Source organism: Bacillus sp. NPDC094077, from assembly GCF_050279465.1.
Taxonomy (GTDB): domain Bacteria; phylum Bacillota; class Bacilli; order Bacillales; family Bacillaceae_G; genus Bacillus_A.
The window spans coordinates 17,546-35,518 of sequence record NZ_JBNNUF010000003.1 but is presented as its reverse complement, the minus strand read 5'-3'; the positions used below and the strand labels follow the sequence as shown (position 1 = coordinate 35,518).

Genomic DNA, 17,973 nt, shown 5'->3' with positions numbered 1-17,973 from the left:
ATGCAGGATTTACACCTTAAAAATAGAATATATCATTTTAGAAAAAATTAAGGAGTGAAAAGATGAATCATTATTTTATTGCTATTTATGACGGTAAGTTTCCTACCGAAAAATTACATACCATTTTACAATCTAATCCCACTTTTACCGACCTAAACGTCCGTACCATTCCAATCCCATCACCAAGACCTTTCACCTTATTAGTTGGAGAAGAAAACGATGCACTCACAACTGGACTTACAGACAAATACCACTTATTAACCAAAGAATTACAAGCACTTGAACAGCAAGAGAAATACTATTACGTATACGATTATAAAATTAGAAAGCCCATCTTGAATCCTACTGAAAAATGCTTTCCATTAGCCAAAATCAATATAAGTGTTATGAAATTCCATCAGATGATTCAAAAAGTAAAAGACTTAAAACGACCTGTATTTGCGGGTTATAACATCTCTTCTCATGATTCAGATGTACTTACAATTGATGTACTTCTTTCTTCTCATTCATTGGATCCTAACACTTCCGAAAAAGATGCGGAAGAACACTTATATTTACAACAATTAGCCGAAACAATCTCTCGTTCTGAATTATGTACTTCTATTGAAGCGAGTTCACTTATTTAAACACAAGAAAGAGGGTTATTTTTCATAACCCTCTACATACTATCAAATATTTACATTTGTAATTGATCATGATAGTAAATTCTTTTACATACAACATATAACAAAAACACCTTGATAATCATCAAGGTGTTCTCTTCATTCTAAATGACATATCTTTACGTCGATACACACTTAACACAATCCCCATTATAAATGCGTGAAACAAAGTTGGTATCAATCCGTAGCTAATAAAAGGTAAAGATATAGAAGCGATCGGTAATAAACCTATGATCATTCCGATGTTATAAATGAACTGGACTACAAAAAGAGTCACTCCACCAACGAGAAGTAATTTACCATACCGATCATTTATTTTATAAGATATGACCACTAATCTTGCTACGAAAAGAGAAAGAATCAAAACAAGAATTAGCGCAAGCAAATACCCATAATAGTAAGTCAAACTTGCAAACACAAAATCAGTATGGGCAGCAGGGATAGACTTTACATTTCCAGATGTACCAAACCAACCCGCTGACGACATTATCTCTTTTAAACGTATATACATAAACCCTGGACCATCTGCATCATGCTCTGGGTTTATAAACCCTAAAATTCTGGCCATCCGGTATTCTTTTACTGAAGACCAGGAAAATAAATCCCTAACAATAAAGAAACAAATTGGTAAAATTGTAATGAGCCATGCCGTTTTCCTTCCTAACTTACTCCACCAAAGCATAACGAATACCATCGTGATATAAATAAAAATTGGTACAAGAATTGATGTAGTTAAAAATAGATATAAAGAAAATACGTACAACATGAGATGATGCACAAACTTCAAGCTACTGTTATTGAATAAAGAAGCCCAAGCTAGAAAGAAGAATGGTATCGTCATTAAACAGTCAATTGTGATGGGACCAATTTTTATTAACGCTTCCCCATTCACAAAAGCATTCGGAAACCATTTTATCGCTAACAAGATAAGTATTCCGATGGTATAAAACAACCACCCGAGTCTCTCTAATTTCCGATAATCAAGTAGCATCATCCCAATTGCTGTTGCAATGCCGAGAATAACAAAAATCACTTTATTCATTAGTAAATCATTCGTATGCCCAAGAGCTACTATTGGCAAAAAACCGAGCCCCATAGCAGTCACTAATAAAACAATTAGGAACCAATCAACCTTTGGCTTATGAAGTTTATTAAGTTCTTGACCAAGTTTAATTGGACTTCCCATTTGTTCAACAGCTTTATCCTCAGCAACCTCCTCACTTAATCCTTTTTCTATCCACGTATTCTTCGCCTGTTTCAAGTGAAAATCTAGTTCAGTTGCCACAAAGCTCTTCGCTTCTTTTGATTTAATATGATTGGTAACTTCGCTTAAAAAACGATCCCCTTTTTTGTTCATTTTTTCTCACTCCTGTACTAAACCCTTTAATATAAACCGTGCCTTCGTAGAATTTTTCTCTGCCTTTCGTAGCATCTTTCTGCCCTTATCATTTAATTGATAATATTTAGCTCCTGAATGATCCCAACTCGATTGGATAAAACGATTCTGTTCTAGACGATGTAATACGGTATATAAAAAGCCTTCATTTCCTTCGAATTTTTGAATTCCTCTCCCCCGCAATAGCCCTGCCAGTTCGTACCCTGTTTTTTCATTCATGAGAAGTTGTAAAACTGCTAAAGAGATATCTTCTTCACTTTCGTTTGATTGATTGATTTTTTCGTGTACCTGCTTTCGATGCTGATCAGAAAAACTCAAATGTTTAAAAGTTGTATTCTCCATTGATTTTCGCAAGCCTTTTAATCGATCTTCCATTTGATTATTCCTCCAATCCTTTCTTCAAAAGCTCCTTAGCTCTTTTCAGTCTCGTTTTTATCGTATTTTCCTTCACTTCTATTACCATAGCAATATCTTTAATTGATAATTCTTCATAATAAAATAAATAAATCACTTCTCGATATTTTATCGGTAAATTCATTACTGCAGAAGCTAGCCTACGGTCCTCTGCATTTTGAATAACAGTTTGTTCAACACTTTCTTTTTGACTCCCAATATACGTAGCTTCATCCTCTGTCACGATTACCTTTTTGTTATACCAACTTTTTATATAGTCCTTACAATGGTTAATGGCAATTCTCCACAACCATGTTTTTATATTTGACTTCCCTTTGTATGTATGAAGAGACTTATAACATTTCACAAATATGTCTTGGGTTAAATCCTCAGCGACCTCTTTATTATTCACATATGAATACACAAGCTGTAAAACTTCTTGTCCATACTTGTTCATTATTTCATCGATAAGGTCCTCCTTATCTTCTATCTCAAACGCTTCTACCGTTAATTCATCCACATCATTTCCTCCTTCCCATATATTAGACGACGCGCTGTATGGAAAAGTTTTATAAATGCATAAAAAAATACGGCTAGTAATGTCCGTACTGTTTTTTAACCTTAACCTTTCGTAATTACATGTAGTAACTGAGCGCGCAATATAATCGTAATATTCGCGCAATTTTCATTAGATTTAATACTAATAAATTATAAAATGAAACAGTATATAAAACTATACGTAATTCAAAAAGACTTCTATTATCCCTCATATTGAAAGGAGTTATTACAATCAAAAACAATAATGATCGTCATCCTCAGGACAAAATCGAGAAGTGGTTGATTTTTACTGGTTATGCAGCTTTTGTTTGGTCGACTCTATTCGGATTAATCCACATTTACTGGGCTGCAGGAGGTACTGTAGGATTTGAAGGCAAGACAATGGGAAACGTGTTATTCATCATTAATCTAGTTGCAATTTTCTTATGTATAATTGCTGCATTTACTGCACTTGCCCTTGTTCAAGCATGGGGACGAAGGTTTCCATCCTGGTTGTTGCTCACTTCAGCATGGGGAGCTTGTGTGGTTTTAGGTTTACGAGGGTGTGTAGGAATCATTCAGAGCTTGTTGGAATCAGAATCCCTTTCTTTACTATTGGTAATTGTTGAACCGTTCTTCTTGTTAGGAGGAATCTTATATGGGCTTCTTGCTTTTCTTTATATTTACACCTCCAATAATAAGAAAAAAATAAAACAAGACGGGATAAATCTATAAAAAATACGGCTGGCAATGCCCATACCGTTTTGTTATACCTTTATTTCAAGCTTATTTCTCTTTAAGAAGAGTAAATCACAACACTTTAATCGATATTTTAGCGCATTCATAATAAAGCAAAAAAACCACCTAAAGGCTCCTCCTTTAGGTGGTTCTCTATTTTATGCTAACGCAGCTGCTTGTTCTTGTTGATCTACAGGAATTACAGCGTCTGTTAATGCTTTTTCTAGTTCAGCTGTGTATTTCATTTGCTCTTCTTTGCTCCAGCCAAGTTTCGCAGCCATGTAGTTGATCACTGCTTCTTTCCACTCATATACCCAGTGGATATTGAAGAATACAGCGCCTCTGCGGCGTACGAAGAAGTCAACTGGTTTTGCTGTCATTTCGTAATCCATTGCGTATACAAGCGGGATTAGAACATCTAACGGCATGTTATATTCTTTCGCTTCGTCTTTATGTTTTTTCGCTAAGTCAAACAGTACATCAACGTTAGAGCCGTAGAATTTCGCGAATTCTTCCGCTTGCGCTGTTGTTAAACCGTATTTCGTACCTTCGCCTGCTTTTTTCGCAACGAATGCCGGGAATCCGTGTGAACCACTTACATGTCCACCAGAGATTGGCATATGTTTCGTTGTGCTCTTCGGATATGCACTATGACCTTCTTTTTGTAGTAGATTCGTTACGTAGTCTACTACCATTTCAGCCATTTTGCGGTATCCTGTTAATTTACCACCTGCGATTGTAATTAAACCAGATTCAGAAGTCCAAATTTCATCTTTACGAGAAATTTCAGATGCACTCTTACCTTCTTCATAAATTAATGGACGTACACCAGCCCAACTTGATTCAATGTCTTTTTCCGTAATTTTTACGCTTGGGAACATGTAGTTAATCGCATTAATGATATATGTGCGATCTTCTGTTGTCATTTGTGGTACAGCTGCGTCTTTATCATAGAACGTATCTGTTGTACCTACGTATGTTTTTCCGCCGCGAGGAATCGCGAACACCATACGTTTATCAGGTGTATCGAAGTAAATCGCTTGACCTAATGGGAAGCGTTTTTGATCAATTACTAAGTGAACACCTTTTGATAATTGCAGTACTTTTCCTTTTTTCGAGTTATCTTTTTCACGAAGTGTATCTACCCAAGGACCAGCTGCGTTTACAATTTTCTTACCGTAAACTTCATATACTTCTCCGTCTAGTAAATCGATTACACGTACACCGCATACTTTTCCATCTTTATATAAGAAACCGTCTACTTTTGCGTAGTTAACAGCTTTTGCACCATGCTCAATTGCTTCTTTCATTACTTCAATTGTAAGACGCGCATCATCTGTACGATATTCTACGTAGTAACCGCCGCCTTTTAATCCTTCTTGTTTTACAAGAGGCTCTTTGTTCAGTGTTTCTTCACGGTTAAACATTTTTCTGCGCTCGCTTCGTTTTACACCTGCTAAGAAATCGTATACACGAAGACCAATTGATGTACTAAATGCTCCGAACGTACCGCCTGTATGGAATGGAAGTAACATCCACTCTGGTGTTGTTACATGGGGACCGTTCTCATATACGATCGCACGCTCTTTCCCCACCTCTGCTACCATTTTCACTTCAAGTTGTTTTAAATAACGTAGACCACCGTGTACAAGTTTCGTTGAACGACTTGATGTACCTGCTGCAAAGTCCTGCATTTCAAACACAATTGTTGATAACCCGCGTGTTGCTCCATCTAATGCAATACCAGAACCAGTAATACCTCCACCAATTACGATCACATCTAATTCTTGTTTATTTACTCCATTTAATACGTCTTTACGTTGTTTACTTGAAAATTTCATGGTAATTCCTCCCTTTGATAACGAAAAAAGAGACCACAAACTCCGCTATAGATTTCGCCTCTATAGCGCGTTGTGGTCTCTCCAAATCTCCTACCGAATTATTAACTTGTCACCATTATAACACTGTTTATGATTATTTGAAAGCTTTTGTTGCTTCAATTGCTTTTTTCCATCCAGCATATAGCTCTTCGCTTGTTTCCGCTTCCATCGTTGGTTCAAAGCGTTTGTCCATATGCCACTGTTCTTTAATTTCATCTTGGTTTTTCCAATATCCAACCGCAAGACCAGCTAAGTATGCTGCACCTAAAGCTGTCGTTTCATTGATTACTGGACGCTCTACAGGAACATCTAAAATATCACTTTGGAATTTCATTAAGAAGTTATTCTTAACTGCACCGCCATCAACGCGTAATGTGTTCAGTTCAATACCTGAATCAGCTTCCATTGCGCATAATACATCTTTCGTTTGGTACGCTAAAGATTCTAACGTTGCACGAATGAAGTGCTCTTTCGTCGTACCGCGCGTTACACCAAACATAGCGCCGCGTACTTCACTATCCCAATACGGTGTACCTAATCCTACGAATGCTGGTACAACGTATACACCTTCAGTTGATTCAACGCGACTAGCGTACACTTCACTCTCACTTGCATCTTTAAACATACGCATTCCGTCACGTAACCACTGAATTGCAGAACCTGCTACGAAAATACTTCCTTCTAATGCGTAGTTTACTTTACCATCTATTCCCCATGCAATTGTTGTTAATAGACCATGCTCAGAAGCTACTGCTTTTTCACCTGTGTTCATTAACATGAAGCAACCAGTTCCGTATGTATTTTTCGCCATACCTTCACCGAAACAAGCTTGTCCAAATAATGCTGCTTGTTGGTCACCAGCTACACCTGCAATCGGTACATTTTGGCTGAAGAAGTGATAATCAATTGTTTCTCCATAAATTTCAGATGATGGACGTACTTCTGGAAGCATGCTCTTTGGTACTGTTAACATGTCTAGAAGCTCATCATCCCACTGTAAGTCATGAATGTTAAACATTAATGTACGTGATGCGTTTGAGTAATCTGTTACGTGTGCTTTACCACCAGATAATTTCCATACAAGCCACGTATCAATCGTTCCGAATAATAGCTCGCCGTTTTCTGCTTTTTCTCTTGCACCTTCAACGTTATCTAAAATCCATTTTACTTTCGTACCAGAGAAGTATGCGTCAATTAAAAGACCTGTTTTTTCGCGAACCATCTCGCTATAACCTTTTTCTTTTAACTCATCACAAATTTCAGCTGTTTGGCGAGATTGCCATACGATTGCGTTATAAATTGGTTTACCAGTCGTTTTATCCCATACAACCGCTGTTTCACGTTGGTTCGTAATACCGATACCAGCAATTTGTTCTGGTTTTACATCTGCTTCGCTTAAGCAAGTTGCAATAACTGCTAAAATAGATCCCCAAATTTCTTGTGCGTTATGTTCTACCCAACCTGGCTTTGGAAAATGTTGTGTAAACTCTTTTTGAGCTGAATGAACAATTTCACCTTTTTTATTGAAAAGAATTGCGCGTGAACTTGTTGTTCCTTGGTCTAATGAAAGAATATATTTTTTCATATCGGTTTCCCCCTTATGCTACTTTTCTACTATTTGTATTGCTTCCACTTTTTTTACTTGTCATATAAGAGATTGCTAGTATAATCACAGTTGCAATAATCACATAAATAAGTGCTGCATTTTGTTTTCCTTCAAATACAACTTGATGGAATAAACCTGCAAGTGATCCACCTAAAATTGGACCAACTACTGGAATCCATGCATACTTCCAGTTTGAACCGCCCTTTCCTGCAATCGGAAGGAAGAAGTGTGCAATACGCGGACCTAAATCACGAGCCGGGTTGATTGCGTATCCTGTTGTTCCACCTAATGATAAACCAATACTTACAATTAAGAAACCTACGATAAATGGATTTAATCCATCTGCAAATTTATTTGCTCCAATTGCTAATATACCAAATACTAAAACGAATGTTCCAATCATTTCACTTAAAAGGTTTGCAAATGTGTTTGGAATTGCTGGACCTGTTGCAAATACGCCTAACTTTGTTCCTGGATCTTCTGTTTCTTTCCAGTGTGGTAAGTAATGTAAATATACGATAACTGCCCCGATAATTGCTCCAATCATTTGTGCTGCAATATAACCTGGTACATCGCTCCATGGGAACGCTCCCTTAAACGCTAATCCTATCGTTAAAGCTGGATTCAAATGTGCCCCACTAATTGATCCAACCGCATACGCTGCAACCGCTACCGCTAAGCCCCAGCCCATTGTAATAACAATCCAACCAGAATCTTTCGCAAACGACTTCTTTAAACTTACACCAGCACAAACGCCGCCACCAAGTACGATTAACAACGCTGTCCCTATTAACTCTCCTAAAAATGCTGACATAGTATCCCTCCACAATCAATTTAAACGCTTTTAAATGTGATAGAGGTAAAATGAATGGCCATTCGTTTTTTTCAAAAGAAAAAGACCCACAGCTTGCACGCTTCTATATAAAAGTATATAGAAACAATGAAATGTGGATCTCTTCTTTTCTCCGTCACGTTTATTAACTTGTCTATAATGTTAACCGTAAATGAAAGCGTTGTCAACGAAAATATTCACATTTTCGTCACTTTTTTTGGTAATGTTTCCATAGTTCGCGTTTTGATGTCGTAATTGCTGTCGCACCAGCATTTAAAGCTCTCTCCACATCATCGACAGTGCGAATGAAACCACCCGCTAAAATCGGTACCCCAGTACGCTCTTTCACTTCAGCGATCACATCCGTTAACGCTCCAGGAAGCACCTCGATATAATCTGGCTTCGTCTTATCTAAAAGATTGCAACTCTTCTCCATCGCACTCGAATCAATTAAAAAGATACGTTGTATCGCCACAACACCTTTTTGCTTCGCCTTCATAATCACGCTCGCCTTTGTCGAAAGTAACCCGTACGGTCTAAACTCCTGACATAAATACTCCGTCGCATGTCCATCACTCTGCAAGCCATGAATTAAATCCACATGTAAAAACACCTTTTTACAATATTGCTTCGCAAGTGATACAACACTCTTCAATTGACCGACATGAATATCTAAAATAACGATATATTCGTACGAACTATGTAATAGCTTTTCCAAATCTTTAATTTGCCTCACTGCCGGCAAAATCTTTTGTTCATGAAATTCCATTCTAAATGTCCCCTTCCTATCTATTCTTTATAGTACACAATTTGTACGAAAAGAACAGCTAGTGTAGGGAATTTCTTTCAATTTACTCATACAAACAAAAACGCCATCCCTTCCTATACTTCTATAGAAAGAATAGCGCGCATCTCCATTTTTATCCATTTGTTTTCGGATTATATGAAAACCCCGGATATTTCACAACAGGCCACTTTTGCTTACGTAAAGAATCCATCAATTGCGGGCCAACATGTACATTACTTTCCACTATTTCTTTAGGAGTCAGTGCCATCCATTGATTTAACGATACATCTTCAAAACGATTGCTTCTGAACATCTCTAAAAACCATAATGTTTCGTCACCTGTGTTTTGAATATAGTGTCCCGTCGCAAACGGTACATATCCGACATCACCAGCTCTATAATCAAATGTACGAGCTGCACCATTTCCAAGAAACACAGTCATTCTCCCTTGCCCTGTCAAATAATATTGCCACTCATCATTGTTCGGATGCCAATGAAGTTCTCTCATTCCACCAGGCTCAATCTCAACGAGCGCTGCTGCGATTGTTTTTGAAATCGGAAAATTCGTAGAGTCTACAATTCGGACGCTACCACCAGGAGTCTTAATCGGCTTTTGTTTTAACAGTTCGTGTTTAAATGTTAAAGGAACTTCTCCTTTTGGTGACTGAACTTCCTGACTTTCAAGCGAACCAGGTACCTCTCCTTGATAAATATAAACTTGATCTGAAGGAATAGAGTTAAAAGCACTCTCAGGCACTCCGAAGTTAGCCGACAACACTTCTTTTGGTGTATGCGCAAACCAGTCGGAAATAGCTAAAGTAGAAAGATCAGAGAAATGTCCATCATCGAAAACGAGTAGAAATTCACAATGCTCCAATCCTTGAATGGAATGCGGAATACCAGGAGGAAAATACCAAAGATCACCCGGACCAACATCAGCAGTAAAATTCCGTCCATCTTGATCAACAGCAGTTATTCGTGCCCGTCCTAAAAGCATATACGCCCACTCTGCTTCTTTATGCCAATGAAGTTCACGCACTCCCCCGGCCGTTAAACTCATATTTACCCCAGCAATCGTAGTCGAAACCGGCAGTTCCCTAACCGTAATCTCCCGAGACCATCCGCCTTGTTTCAAAATCATAGAAGTATCTGAGAATGAAAATTTCAAGTTAGGAACTAATCCCGCATCAGTTATAGGCGGAACGAGCATATTCGGATTTTGAATATCTCGCATAATATTACGCGGCCCTGAATCAATCGCACCTGCTCCATCGCTGCGGATTGGTTGTGGCACATTCCCTCCCGCTTCATTAACAGTACGTTTTTTCATCATAACGCTCCTTTTCCGTCCGATTATTAAGTAAAAAGCCTCCATCTTAGTGTATGAATTGGGCTTTGAATGGTTACTAATTTGAATCGTGAAAAAGGGGCTTTTGTCGGTAAATCGATATTCCATGCAGAATCGTTGATATATTTCGAGAAATAAAAAAAGTGGATAACAATATGTTATCCACTCTCCTGTAATTATAATAAAACCGAATCCTTATCACTATCTTGATTACGTTTCTCGCGTTCTTCTTCTAGACGTTTCATATATACTTCGCCTTCTTTTTCAATAAACTCATTATCCATTTCTTGCTCTTTTTTTGAAGTATATAAAACCATGTAGCCACTCAATACAATCCCAACAATCACAAGATAAACCCACCATGGTAAAGTTTCCAAATCACTTCATTCCTTTCCTTAGACAAGCCTTATTAGTTTCACTGTATGAGGAAAGGAGTGAATTTATGCTTAAAATTTTATTGTGGATTCTTCGCAAAGAACGCTTGTACATATTCCATAAACTCGATTGGCTCCTGACGGAACGGCGCGTGGTATCCTTTTTCAATAATATGGAACGTACTATTTGCAAATAACTGATGATACAATTCACCATTTTTCCAAGAAACACTCTTATCGTTCCTGCCCCAAATAATTAAAGTCGGTACCTTAATCTTATCTGCTTCCATCGCAATGCGGCGCTCTCTCATTTTCGTAAGCTGATCATAATGCTTTTTATCATCGCGACTATTTTTCACTTCATTTTTATTATAATCCGTAATCTCTGTTACAGTTTGAAGATCTGTTGATAGCGGCGGGAATTCATAACTTTCTTTTTGCTGGAAAGACTCAATTCCTGTAGAATCCGCTAAAATGAGATGTGTCACTGCGTCCGGATATAAATACGCTAAATTCAGGGACATCTCTCCCCCCATCGAATGACCAAGCACTGCAAATTGATCGTATCCAAGCTTCTTCATTAACTTATAATATAAATTCACTTGCGCAGGAAACGAATACTCAAAATCAACTGGCTTAGAAGAACGCCCAAAACCTAAAATATCAACCGCAATAATCGTATGATCCTTCACAAGTTCCGGATAAATATCACTAAACCCATCAGAAGAACCACCAAACCCGTGAAGCATAAGTAAAGGCGGCTTCCCCACACCAATTTGCTTAAAGTAAATCGTCTGCCCATCAATCTGTGCCATACTCTCTTTCGTATTCAGCTTCATCATAACAGTATCTTTCACTTCTTCAACCTTCGCGATCGGCTTATCAACGAAGTTACATACTATTAACAAAACGAGCACAATACCGCTAATCATATAAAACTTAAACCGTTTCAAATTTCCCGTCTCCTTTCTCTTGTTGCTATTTGAAGTTTTTACATTTTTTGGTTATTTTATGTTTCCTTTTTAATTGTAACTACAACAGTTACAATTAAACTAAAAAAATATAACTTATTCCCATTACTGATAGTTGTTTTGTAACCATTATAGTTACATATTAAAAGTAAGTCAATTCTTTTTATGGCTAAAAAGAAAAGGGACCTCGTTGTGAGGTCCCTTTTTTTCCTTTTAGCCACCATAATCCCCATGTTCAGCTTTCATTATTGTCGGATTTTTTTGATGATCTGTCGAACTATATACGCCTAAAGTCAGTGTAAATACTGTTACAATCCCTAACAATTTAATTACCATTCTTTTCATTTTAAAGCCCCCTTATCAAAAAGTTTTTCTCTTGCCTTTTTACTAAGATAAAAATACTTACTTGCCTCTTCCCAAATATTTTCTTCATAAAATTTCACTGCTAATTTTTCCTGGTACTCCTGAGTATAATCATATAACTCTTCTCTTTCAAAATACGAAATTCCTCTAAGAATAATGACCTCTAATTCTTCCGCTTTTACACCTTGATTTAATGCATTTAAAATTTCATAATGGTGTTGATACCCTTCAATTTTCGAATCGCTACAAATCTTCAATCCTTTTTCTATAAGCTTACTTGCACTCTCATGCTCTTTTAACTTGTAATGCTCTTTTGCTTTTACATAAAGAGCTTTATAATGTTGGGGAGATTTTTCTACTACTTCAGTAAGATAACGAATTGCCAATGCAGATAAATTTTGCGTAGAATACATCCATCCTAAATTATGACGAACCATAATAATAAATTTTTCTTCACCAATCTTTTGAAATTGATCCATAGCAGCTGTGAAATGCTCTTCAGCTAGTTCCCATTCCTTTAAGTTCATACAGGCTAAACCTAAAATATTATCACAAAAAGCTACATTTAATTCATATCCATCATAATTTGAATACATATCTTTTGCCTTAGTTGCATGTTTAATAGATACCAAAGCTTGTTGTATATCATAATGAAATGTAGCTAACTTATAATAAAATTCAGCCTTTTCTAATTGATCAGGAACATACTTCAGAAAACTTTCAGCCTTGTCGTAATGTTCTTTAGCAAGATGAAAATTTCCTAACTCACTAGAATGTATCGCTTTAAAGAAGTGATAATAATAAGTTAAAAAGTTATCTGCTGGTTGATCAAACGAATCTATCTTGTTAAAACTCTCTTGAGATAAACCTAGATTATCTATTAAATAGTTATATCGAAATTCTAACAAATAATAATAAAGTAATAAATTTTGGTCCTGCAAACCTTCTTCAGTCTCTTTTTTTAGTTTATTAAATTTAAAATCAATTTCTCGTTTTAGACGTTCTGCATTACTTATACGTCTTGATCTAATCTCTAGATACCATTCATTCAACAGCTGCGTCAGTTTTTCGTTTGTAGTAGATGTAATCATGAAACCCCTCCTAATCATCTGTTATGTACTCTTTTGTAAATGATACCAGAAAATTCAAATAACTATATCGATCATCATACGAATAAAAATTTTCTCCACAATTAACTGACAATTTATTAATTAATTTATAAAGATTATTAATTGTAATGATTATCCAAATAAAAAAGCAAGCAATTCCAGCGACCCGCTAAAACTACTTGCTCTTCTACGTATTAATTGTCTAAGCAAAAACTTTTTCTAAATCTTATGTTTTTACTCTTTAATAAATTCCTTCGTACTTCTCACTGTATCAATTGGACGAACCAATTTTTCAATTTCTGCACGTTTTGGCTCTAAGAATGGAGGTAAAGATAATTTTTCTCCCAGTGTTTCATACGGCTCATCTCCCATAAAACCAGGGCCATCTGTTGCGAATTCAAATAAAATTTGTGGTGCAACTCTTGCGTATAATGACTCAAAGAAGTGACGATTTACATAACCAGATGAAGGGAGTCCAACGCTACCTATTCTCTCAATCCATTCTTCTAATACAGCGCGATCTTCTACGCGGAATGCGGCATGGTGCACTGTACCAAAACCTTGTTGTGCTTCAGGAAGAACCCTATTATGTTCTACAATGACAGAGGCACCGTTTCCCCCTTCATTCACTTCAAATAAATAGAATTCTCCTTCTTGAGCAACCTCTTTAAATAATAGAACTTTTTCTAACACTTCTTTGAAGAAACTAAAGTTCGCGATACGAATAAATACAGGTCCTAAACCAGTAATTGCGTATTCTAATGGAACTGGCCCGTTTTGCCAAGGTGTACCTGATTCCACGCCTTTATCAAATTCATCTGAGATTAATTGATAGTGCTGATCATCAAAATCAACGAAAGAAAGAGTTTTCTTACCAAATTGCTCTTTAATTCCTGTGTGTTCCACTTCAAGACGGTCGAAACGTTTCACCCAATATTCTAATGCCGCATCAGTTGGAACGCGGAACGAAGTCTTTGAAATTTCATTTGTACCGTGTACTCCTTTCGGAACACCTGGGAAGTCAAAGAATGTCATATCTGTTCCTGCACTACCTTTATCATCTGCAAAGAATAAATGATACGTTTGAATATCATCTTGGTTTACCGTTTTCTTAACTAAACGCATTCCTAAAACGTGAGTGAAAAATTCATAGTTCTTTTCTGCACTACTTGTAATCGCTGTAACATGGTGTATTCCTTTTAGTTGGTTCATTTTATATTCCTCCAATAGTTTTCATTTATATGTTAAAGTTGTATTTTTTCTTTTATTTCTTTTCGTCGATCGGGGCTAAATTCGCTTCAATTTCTGCTCGCTTCCCCTCTAAGAAAGGCGGTAAATCAAGTTTTTCTCCTAAATGCTCCACATCTCCTTCAACTGTAAATCCTGGTCCATCTGTCGCAATTTCAAAAAGAATCCCGTTTGATTCACGGAAATATAAGCTTTTAAAGTAGAAACGGTCGATAATACCTGAAGAATGAAAACCTCTTTGTTTCACCTGTTCTTCCCAATAGGCAAGCTCTGCATCATTTTTCACACGAATCGCTAAATGGTGAATGCTACCGCGGCCCGGCTTTTCAGAAGGACCATCCAAATATTTTACAACTATTTCTCCAAAGGCCTCTCCCTTAATGGACTGAAAAATTGCTTCTTCACCGCTGCGGCTAACCTCTGTATAACCAAACATCTCTGTAAGTGTACTCGCCAATTTATCAAGTCTACGCACTGTCATTTCTACAGAACCCATTCCTTGAATTTGATGTTGGGCAGGAACTTCAGATTTCTCCCATGTTTCCCAGTGCTTCACTTTTTCTCCGTTTGAAACGAGTAGCACGAAACGAAGACCTTCAGAATCCTCAAATTTCAAAGCAGAACGATTTGCATATGTTGTAATTTCACTATGTTTCACACCAAATTGCTCAAATCGTACTTTCCAGTAATGCAAGCTCTCCTCTGAAGGAACGAGTAATCCAATTCGAGTAATTGCATTCGTACCACGATATGTTTTTCCTACTAGAGGAATTTCAAAAAATGTTAATTCCGTACCTGGACTTCCTGTTTTATCTCCGTAAAATAAGTGATACATTGACGGATCATCTTGATTTACCGTCATTTTCACACGACGTAAACCAAGCACTTGTTTATAAAAATGATTATTTTCACTTGCATTTTTTGTAATCATTGAAATATGATGATGCCCTTTAATTTCATACATCGGTGATTCCTCCTCTTCATTTTACTAGTCAAGTGATGACTGAAAAAATAATATGCTTCTTAACTTTTCACTATATTCCCATTATGTTTTTATAGCTTAATCGTAGTTTTTTACTAAATAAGAGCTGCACTGATAGAAAACTGTTTTAAAAATTCATTCATAAAGTGAAACTTTAATCAGTGGGGGTTTTGTCCATCCCCCACTGATTATTAGTTGAACCAATCGGGCTTTTACGGGCAGTTGATCTCCCACCTAACTCCCTCGCATTCGCCGAATTTTGAGGTGGGAGTCTTACTGCCCGTTAATGCGGGATAAATTACTTTACTGTGTAAACCGAAAGTAACTGAGTGTATGTTTTTCATATGACTCAATCACTTTCGTTACTATCACTTTACATCTCAAGTGATTAAAAAGCAAGTAAAATATCTCGAATTCGAGATATTTTTTTCGTATCTTGGTATTCGTTTAGTTAAATTCTATATATTTTGTGGCGTGATTATTTACATATCTACTGATAATAAGACCACTTTATTTCACTTTCAAAAATTTTAACGAATAATAAAGTTATTTAATTTTAAAAGCTCAAACAAGCATAACCCCGTTCTAAATTTAGGACGGGGTTAAAAATATAGTTGTTTAATTTTTAAAGTAAGATATTTCACTACACTAAAAAATATAATAATAAAGTCGTTTAAAAATCTAAGTTTTATTCAAAAAATAGCACCCAATTGTTGAAGATCAATTCATTCATTTTTTTAAAACTTCTCCCCTATTAAATTTCAATAAGTATAGGAACAATCATTGGCTTTTTCTTAGTATGTGTATATACATATTGTCGTATTGATTTTTTTATTTGTTTTTTCATTACATTCCATTGGTTTCTATTTGCTTCTTGTAGCTCGTTAACAGTTTTTATAGTAAGTCGATTAACGTCTCTTCGGAGTTCTGAGAAATCTCTATCCACAAATCCACGAGAAATGGTATCAGGTTCAGAAATCAGTTTTCTTTCCGCTTTGTTCATAGTTAAAACAATCATGAGCATCCCATCCTCCGAAAGTTGTTTGCGGTCTCGTAACACAATTTCCCCAATATTATCGACATCCCCCCCGTCTACGTAGGTATTCCCCACTGGTATTTTTCGGGTTTGACGGGCAATGGTATGTTCAATATCGACGACATCGCCATTATTGATGATAAACGTGTTTCCTTGCTCTACTCCAACAGATTCACCTAATAAACGGTGATGGTGTAACATTCTAAATTCACCGTGAATGGGAATAAAATATTTTGGTTTCATTAATGTAAGCATTAGTTTTAAATCTTCTTGATAACCATGGCCAGAAACATGCATTCCGGATGTACTTCCTGATCCATAAATCACTTTGGCTCCAAGTGCAAATAAGTTGTCTACGATACTCGTGATATTTCGTTCATTCCCAGGTATTGGACCTGCTGCAAATATAACCGTATCTCCAGGTAAAATGTCGACACCGCGGTAGTTTCCAGTGGACAGGCGAGCAAGAGCAGCCATTGGTTCTCCTTGACTTCCCGTGCATAAAATGGCCACCCTTTCAGGAGCCATTTCATTGATTTCATGTGGGTCAATTAACATTCCATCTGGAACTGTTAAATAACCACGTTCCATAGCAACCGCTATAACATTAACCATACTTCGTCCAAGCAACGCAAGTTTTCGATTTGTTTTTTGCGCTGCATTCACGACTTGCTGAACGCGACTAATATTTGAAGCAAAGGTAGAAAGAATAACTTTGCGTTCGGCTTTCATGAAAGCTGTTTCCACATGTTCACCTACCATTTGTTCCGATGGGGTCAAACCAGGACGCTCTGCATTGGTACTCTCAGATAATAGAAGCAAGACCCCTTCTTTGCCGATTGCAGCCATTTTATGAATATCCGAATTCTCATTATTCGCAGGGGTTAAATCGAACTTGAAGTCCCCCGTATGTACAATATTCCCCTCTGGTGTGTGAAAGACTATTCCCAAGCAATCAGGAATACTATGGGTCACTTTAAAAAAGCTTACATTTATTTCTCCGATTGTCAAATTTGAGTTTGAGTTGATTTCAATAAGTTCACTTTCTCCTAGAAGTTTATGTTCTTTTAATTTGATTTCAATTAATCCTAGTGTGAAGCGTGTGGCATAAACGGGTACATTCAATTTTTTTAAGAAGAACGGGATCCCCCCGATATGATCTTCATGTCCATGTGTGACAATTAAAGCCCTGACTTTATCTTTATTTTCTACTAAGTAAGCTATATCAGGGATAATCAAATCAATTCCTAATAAACTTTCATCTGGAAACTTATTGCCACAGTCGATAATCACGATATCGTTTGAATATTCGATTGCATACATATTTTTCCCGATTTCATTCAAGCCGCCTAAGGCGAAGATAGATAATGCATTTTCTATTGTACTCAAATTTATACCCTCCCAATTTAAATATAATCTTAGTATGCCCTTTGGGTTTCCCTTTATCAGTGGGTTGAATGCTCAAGCTTCCTACAAAAAAGGGAACTCTAGACTGTTTTTCCCTAAAAATAATGACTACAACATTGATGCCTTAGTCTCCTACATCGTTATTGAAGTCTTTCCTCCCATGGAGACAGCTGCTAGTGAAATCACTCATGGTTTTCGATTCTTAATAAAGACACAATTCAGAAAGACATGAAAGTATGTCAGACAACTTGGTAGAACTAGTAAAAACACAACCTGGATTTATTAGGATTGAGAGCGTAAGGGA

General features: G+C 36.7%; 17 protein-coding genes. 2 read left to right on the top strand and 15 right to left on the bottom strand.

Annotated elements, in window-relative coordinates:
* Positions 1-62: 62 nt before the first annotated feature.
* Positions 63-626: a hypothetical protein gene (locus tag ACQKNR_RS08845; RefSeq protein ID WP_427317100.1), complete on the top strand. Its 564-nt coding sequence runs from the start codon at positions 63-65 to the stop codon at positions 624-626.
* Positions 627-747: 121 nt separating this feature from the next.
* Here ACQKNR_RS08845 and ACQKNR_RS08840 read toward each other — a convergent pair whose 3' ends face one another.
* From ACQKNR_RS08840 to ACQKNR_RS08830, 3 genes are read right to left on the bottom strand one after another with little or no spacing between them, the layout of a single operon-like run.
* Positions 748-2,019 carry an FtsW/RodA/SpoVE family cell cycle protein gene (locus ACQKNR_RS08840; RefSeq protein ID WP_427317098.1) on the bottom strand — a complete coding sequence of 424 codons (1,272 nt, stop codon included), beginning with the start codon at positions 2,017-2,019 and terminating at the stop codon, positions 748-750.
* 6 nt (positions 2,020-2,025) lie between these two features.
* Positions 2,026-2,433, bottom strand: coding sequence for a PadR family transcriptional regulator (locus tag ACQKNR_RS08835; protein ID WP_427317096.1), 408 nt, complete (start codon positions 2,431-2,433; stop codon positions 2,026-2,028).
* 4 nt (positions 2,434-2,437) lie between these two features.
* The gene (locus tag ACQKNR_RS08830; protein WP_427317094.1) at positions 2,438-2,971 is read right to left on the bottom strand and encodes a sigma-70 family RNA polymerase sigma factor; all 534 of its coding nucleotides are present in this window, start codon (positions 2,969-2,971) and stop codon (positions 2,438-2,440) included.
* 317 nt (positions 2,972-3,288) lie between these two features.
* On the opposite strand from ACQKNR_RS08830, the gene ACQKNR_RS08825 reads away from it, so the two are divergent.
* Entirely contained in the window at positions 3,289-3,723 is a 435-nt protein-coding gene (locus ACQKNR_RS08825; RefSeq protein ID WP_427317092.1) for a DUF3995 domain-containing protein, read from the top strand.
* Between the two features lie 161 nt (positions 3,724-3,884).
* On the opposite strand, the gene glpD is transcribed toward ACQKNR_RS08825, so the two are convergent.
* The 12 genes from glpD to ACQKNR_RS08765 form a co-directional block, all read right to left on the bottom strand.
* Positions 3,885-5,567 (bottom strand): aerobic glycerol-3-phosphate dehydrogenase, encoded by a 1,683-nt coding sequence (gene glpD, locus ACQKNR_RS08820; protein WP_427317090.1) that lies wholly within the window; start codon positions 5,565-5,567, stop codon positions 3,885-3,887.
* Between the two features lie 133 nt (positions 5,568-5,700).
* Positions 5,701-7,191 carry a glycerol kinase GlpK gene (glpK, locus tag ACQKNR_RS08815; protein ID WP_427317088.1) on the bottom strand — a complete coding sequence of 497 codons (1,491 nt, stop codon included), beginning with the start codon at positions 7,189-7,191 and terminating at the stop codon, positions 5,701-5,703.
* A 13-nt stretch (positions 7,192-7,204) separates the two neighbouring features.
* Positions 7,205-8,026: a glycerol uptake facilitator protein GlpF gene (glpF, locus tag ACQKNR_RS08810; protein ID WP_044792645.1), complete on the bottom strand. Its 822-nt coding sequence runs from the start codon at positions 8,024-8,026 to the stop codon at positions 7,205-7,207.
* A gap of 226 nt (positions 8,027-8,252) precedes the next feature.
* Positions 8,253-8,813: a glycerol uptake operon antiterminator GlpP gene (gene glpP / locus ACQKNR_RS08805; protein ID WP_427317086.1), complete on the bottom strand. Its 561-nt coding sequence runs from the start codon at positions 8,811-8,813 to the stop codon at positions 8,253-8,255.
* A 151-nt stretch (positions 8,814-8,964) separates the two neighbouring features.
* Positions 8,965-10,161 carry an oxalate decarboxylase family bicupin gene (locus tag ACQKNR_RS08800; RefSeq protein ID WP_427317084.1) on the bottom strand — a complete coding sequence of 399 codons (1,197 nt, stop codon included), beginning with the start codon at positions 10,159-10,161 and terminating at the stop codon, positions 8,965-8,967.
* A 194-nt stretch (positions 10,162-10,355) separates the two neighbouring features.
* Complete coding sequence (locus ACQKNR_RS08795) at positions 10,356-10,556, bottom strand: sporulation YhaL family protein (RefSeq protein ID WP_000449229.1); 201 nt, start codon at positions 10,554-10,556, stop codon at positions 10,356-10,358.
* A 77-nt stretch (positions 10,557-10,633) separates the two neighbouring features.
* Positions 10,634-11,506, bottom strand: coding sequence for an alpha/beta fold hydrolase (locus ACQKNR_RS08790; RefSeq protein WP_427317082.1), 873 nt, complete (start codon positions 11,504-11,506; stop codon positions 10,634-10,636).
* A gap of 231 nt (positions 11,507-11,737) precedes the next feature.
* On the bottom strand, positions 11,738-11,869 hold the full coding sequence (locus ACQKNR_RS08785) for a hypothetical protein (RefSeq protein WP_427317080.1): 132 nt from the start codon (positions 11,867-11,869) through the stop codon (positions 11,738-11,740).
* On the bottom strand, positions 11,866-12,978 hold the full coding sequence (locus ACQKNR_RS08780; protein WP_427317078.1) for a tetratricopeptide repeat protein: 1,113 nt from the start codon (positions 12,976-12,978) through the stop codon (positions 11,866-11,868). The genes ACQKNR_RS08785 and ACQKNR_RS08780 overlap by 4 nt, the downstream gene beginning before the upstream one ends.
* Before the next feature lie 252 nt (positions 12,979-13,230).
* The gene (locus ACQKNR_RS08775) at positions 13,231-14,208 is read right to left on the bottom strand and encodes a ring-cleaving dioxygenase (RefSeq protein WP_427317076.1); all 978 of its coding nucleotides are present in this window, start codon (positions 14,206-14,208) and stop codon (positions 13,231-13,233) included.
* A gap of 52 nt (positions 14,209-14,260) precedes the next feature.
* Positions 14,261-15,208, bottom strand: a complete 948-nt coding sequence (locus ACQKNR_RS08770; RefSeq protein ID WP_427317074.1) for a ring-cleaving dioxygenase — start codon at positions 15,206-15,208, stop codon at positions 14,261-14,263.
* Positions 15,209-15,980: 772 nt separating this feature from the next.
* On the bottom strand, positions 15,981-17,651 hold the full coding sequence (locus ACQKNR_RS08765) for a ribonuclease J (RefSeq protein WP_427317072.1): 1,671 nt from the start codon (positions 17,649-17,651) through the stop codon (positions 15,981-15,983).
* Positions 17,652-17,973 lie beyond the last annotated feature (322 nt).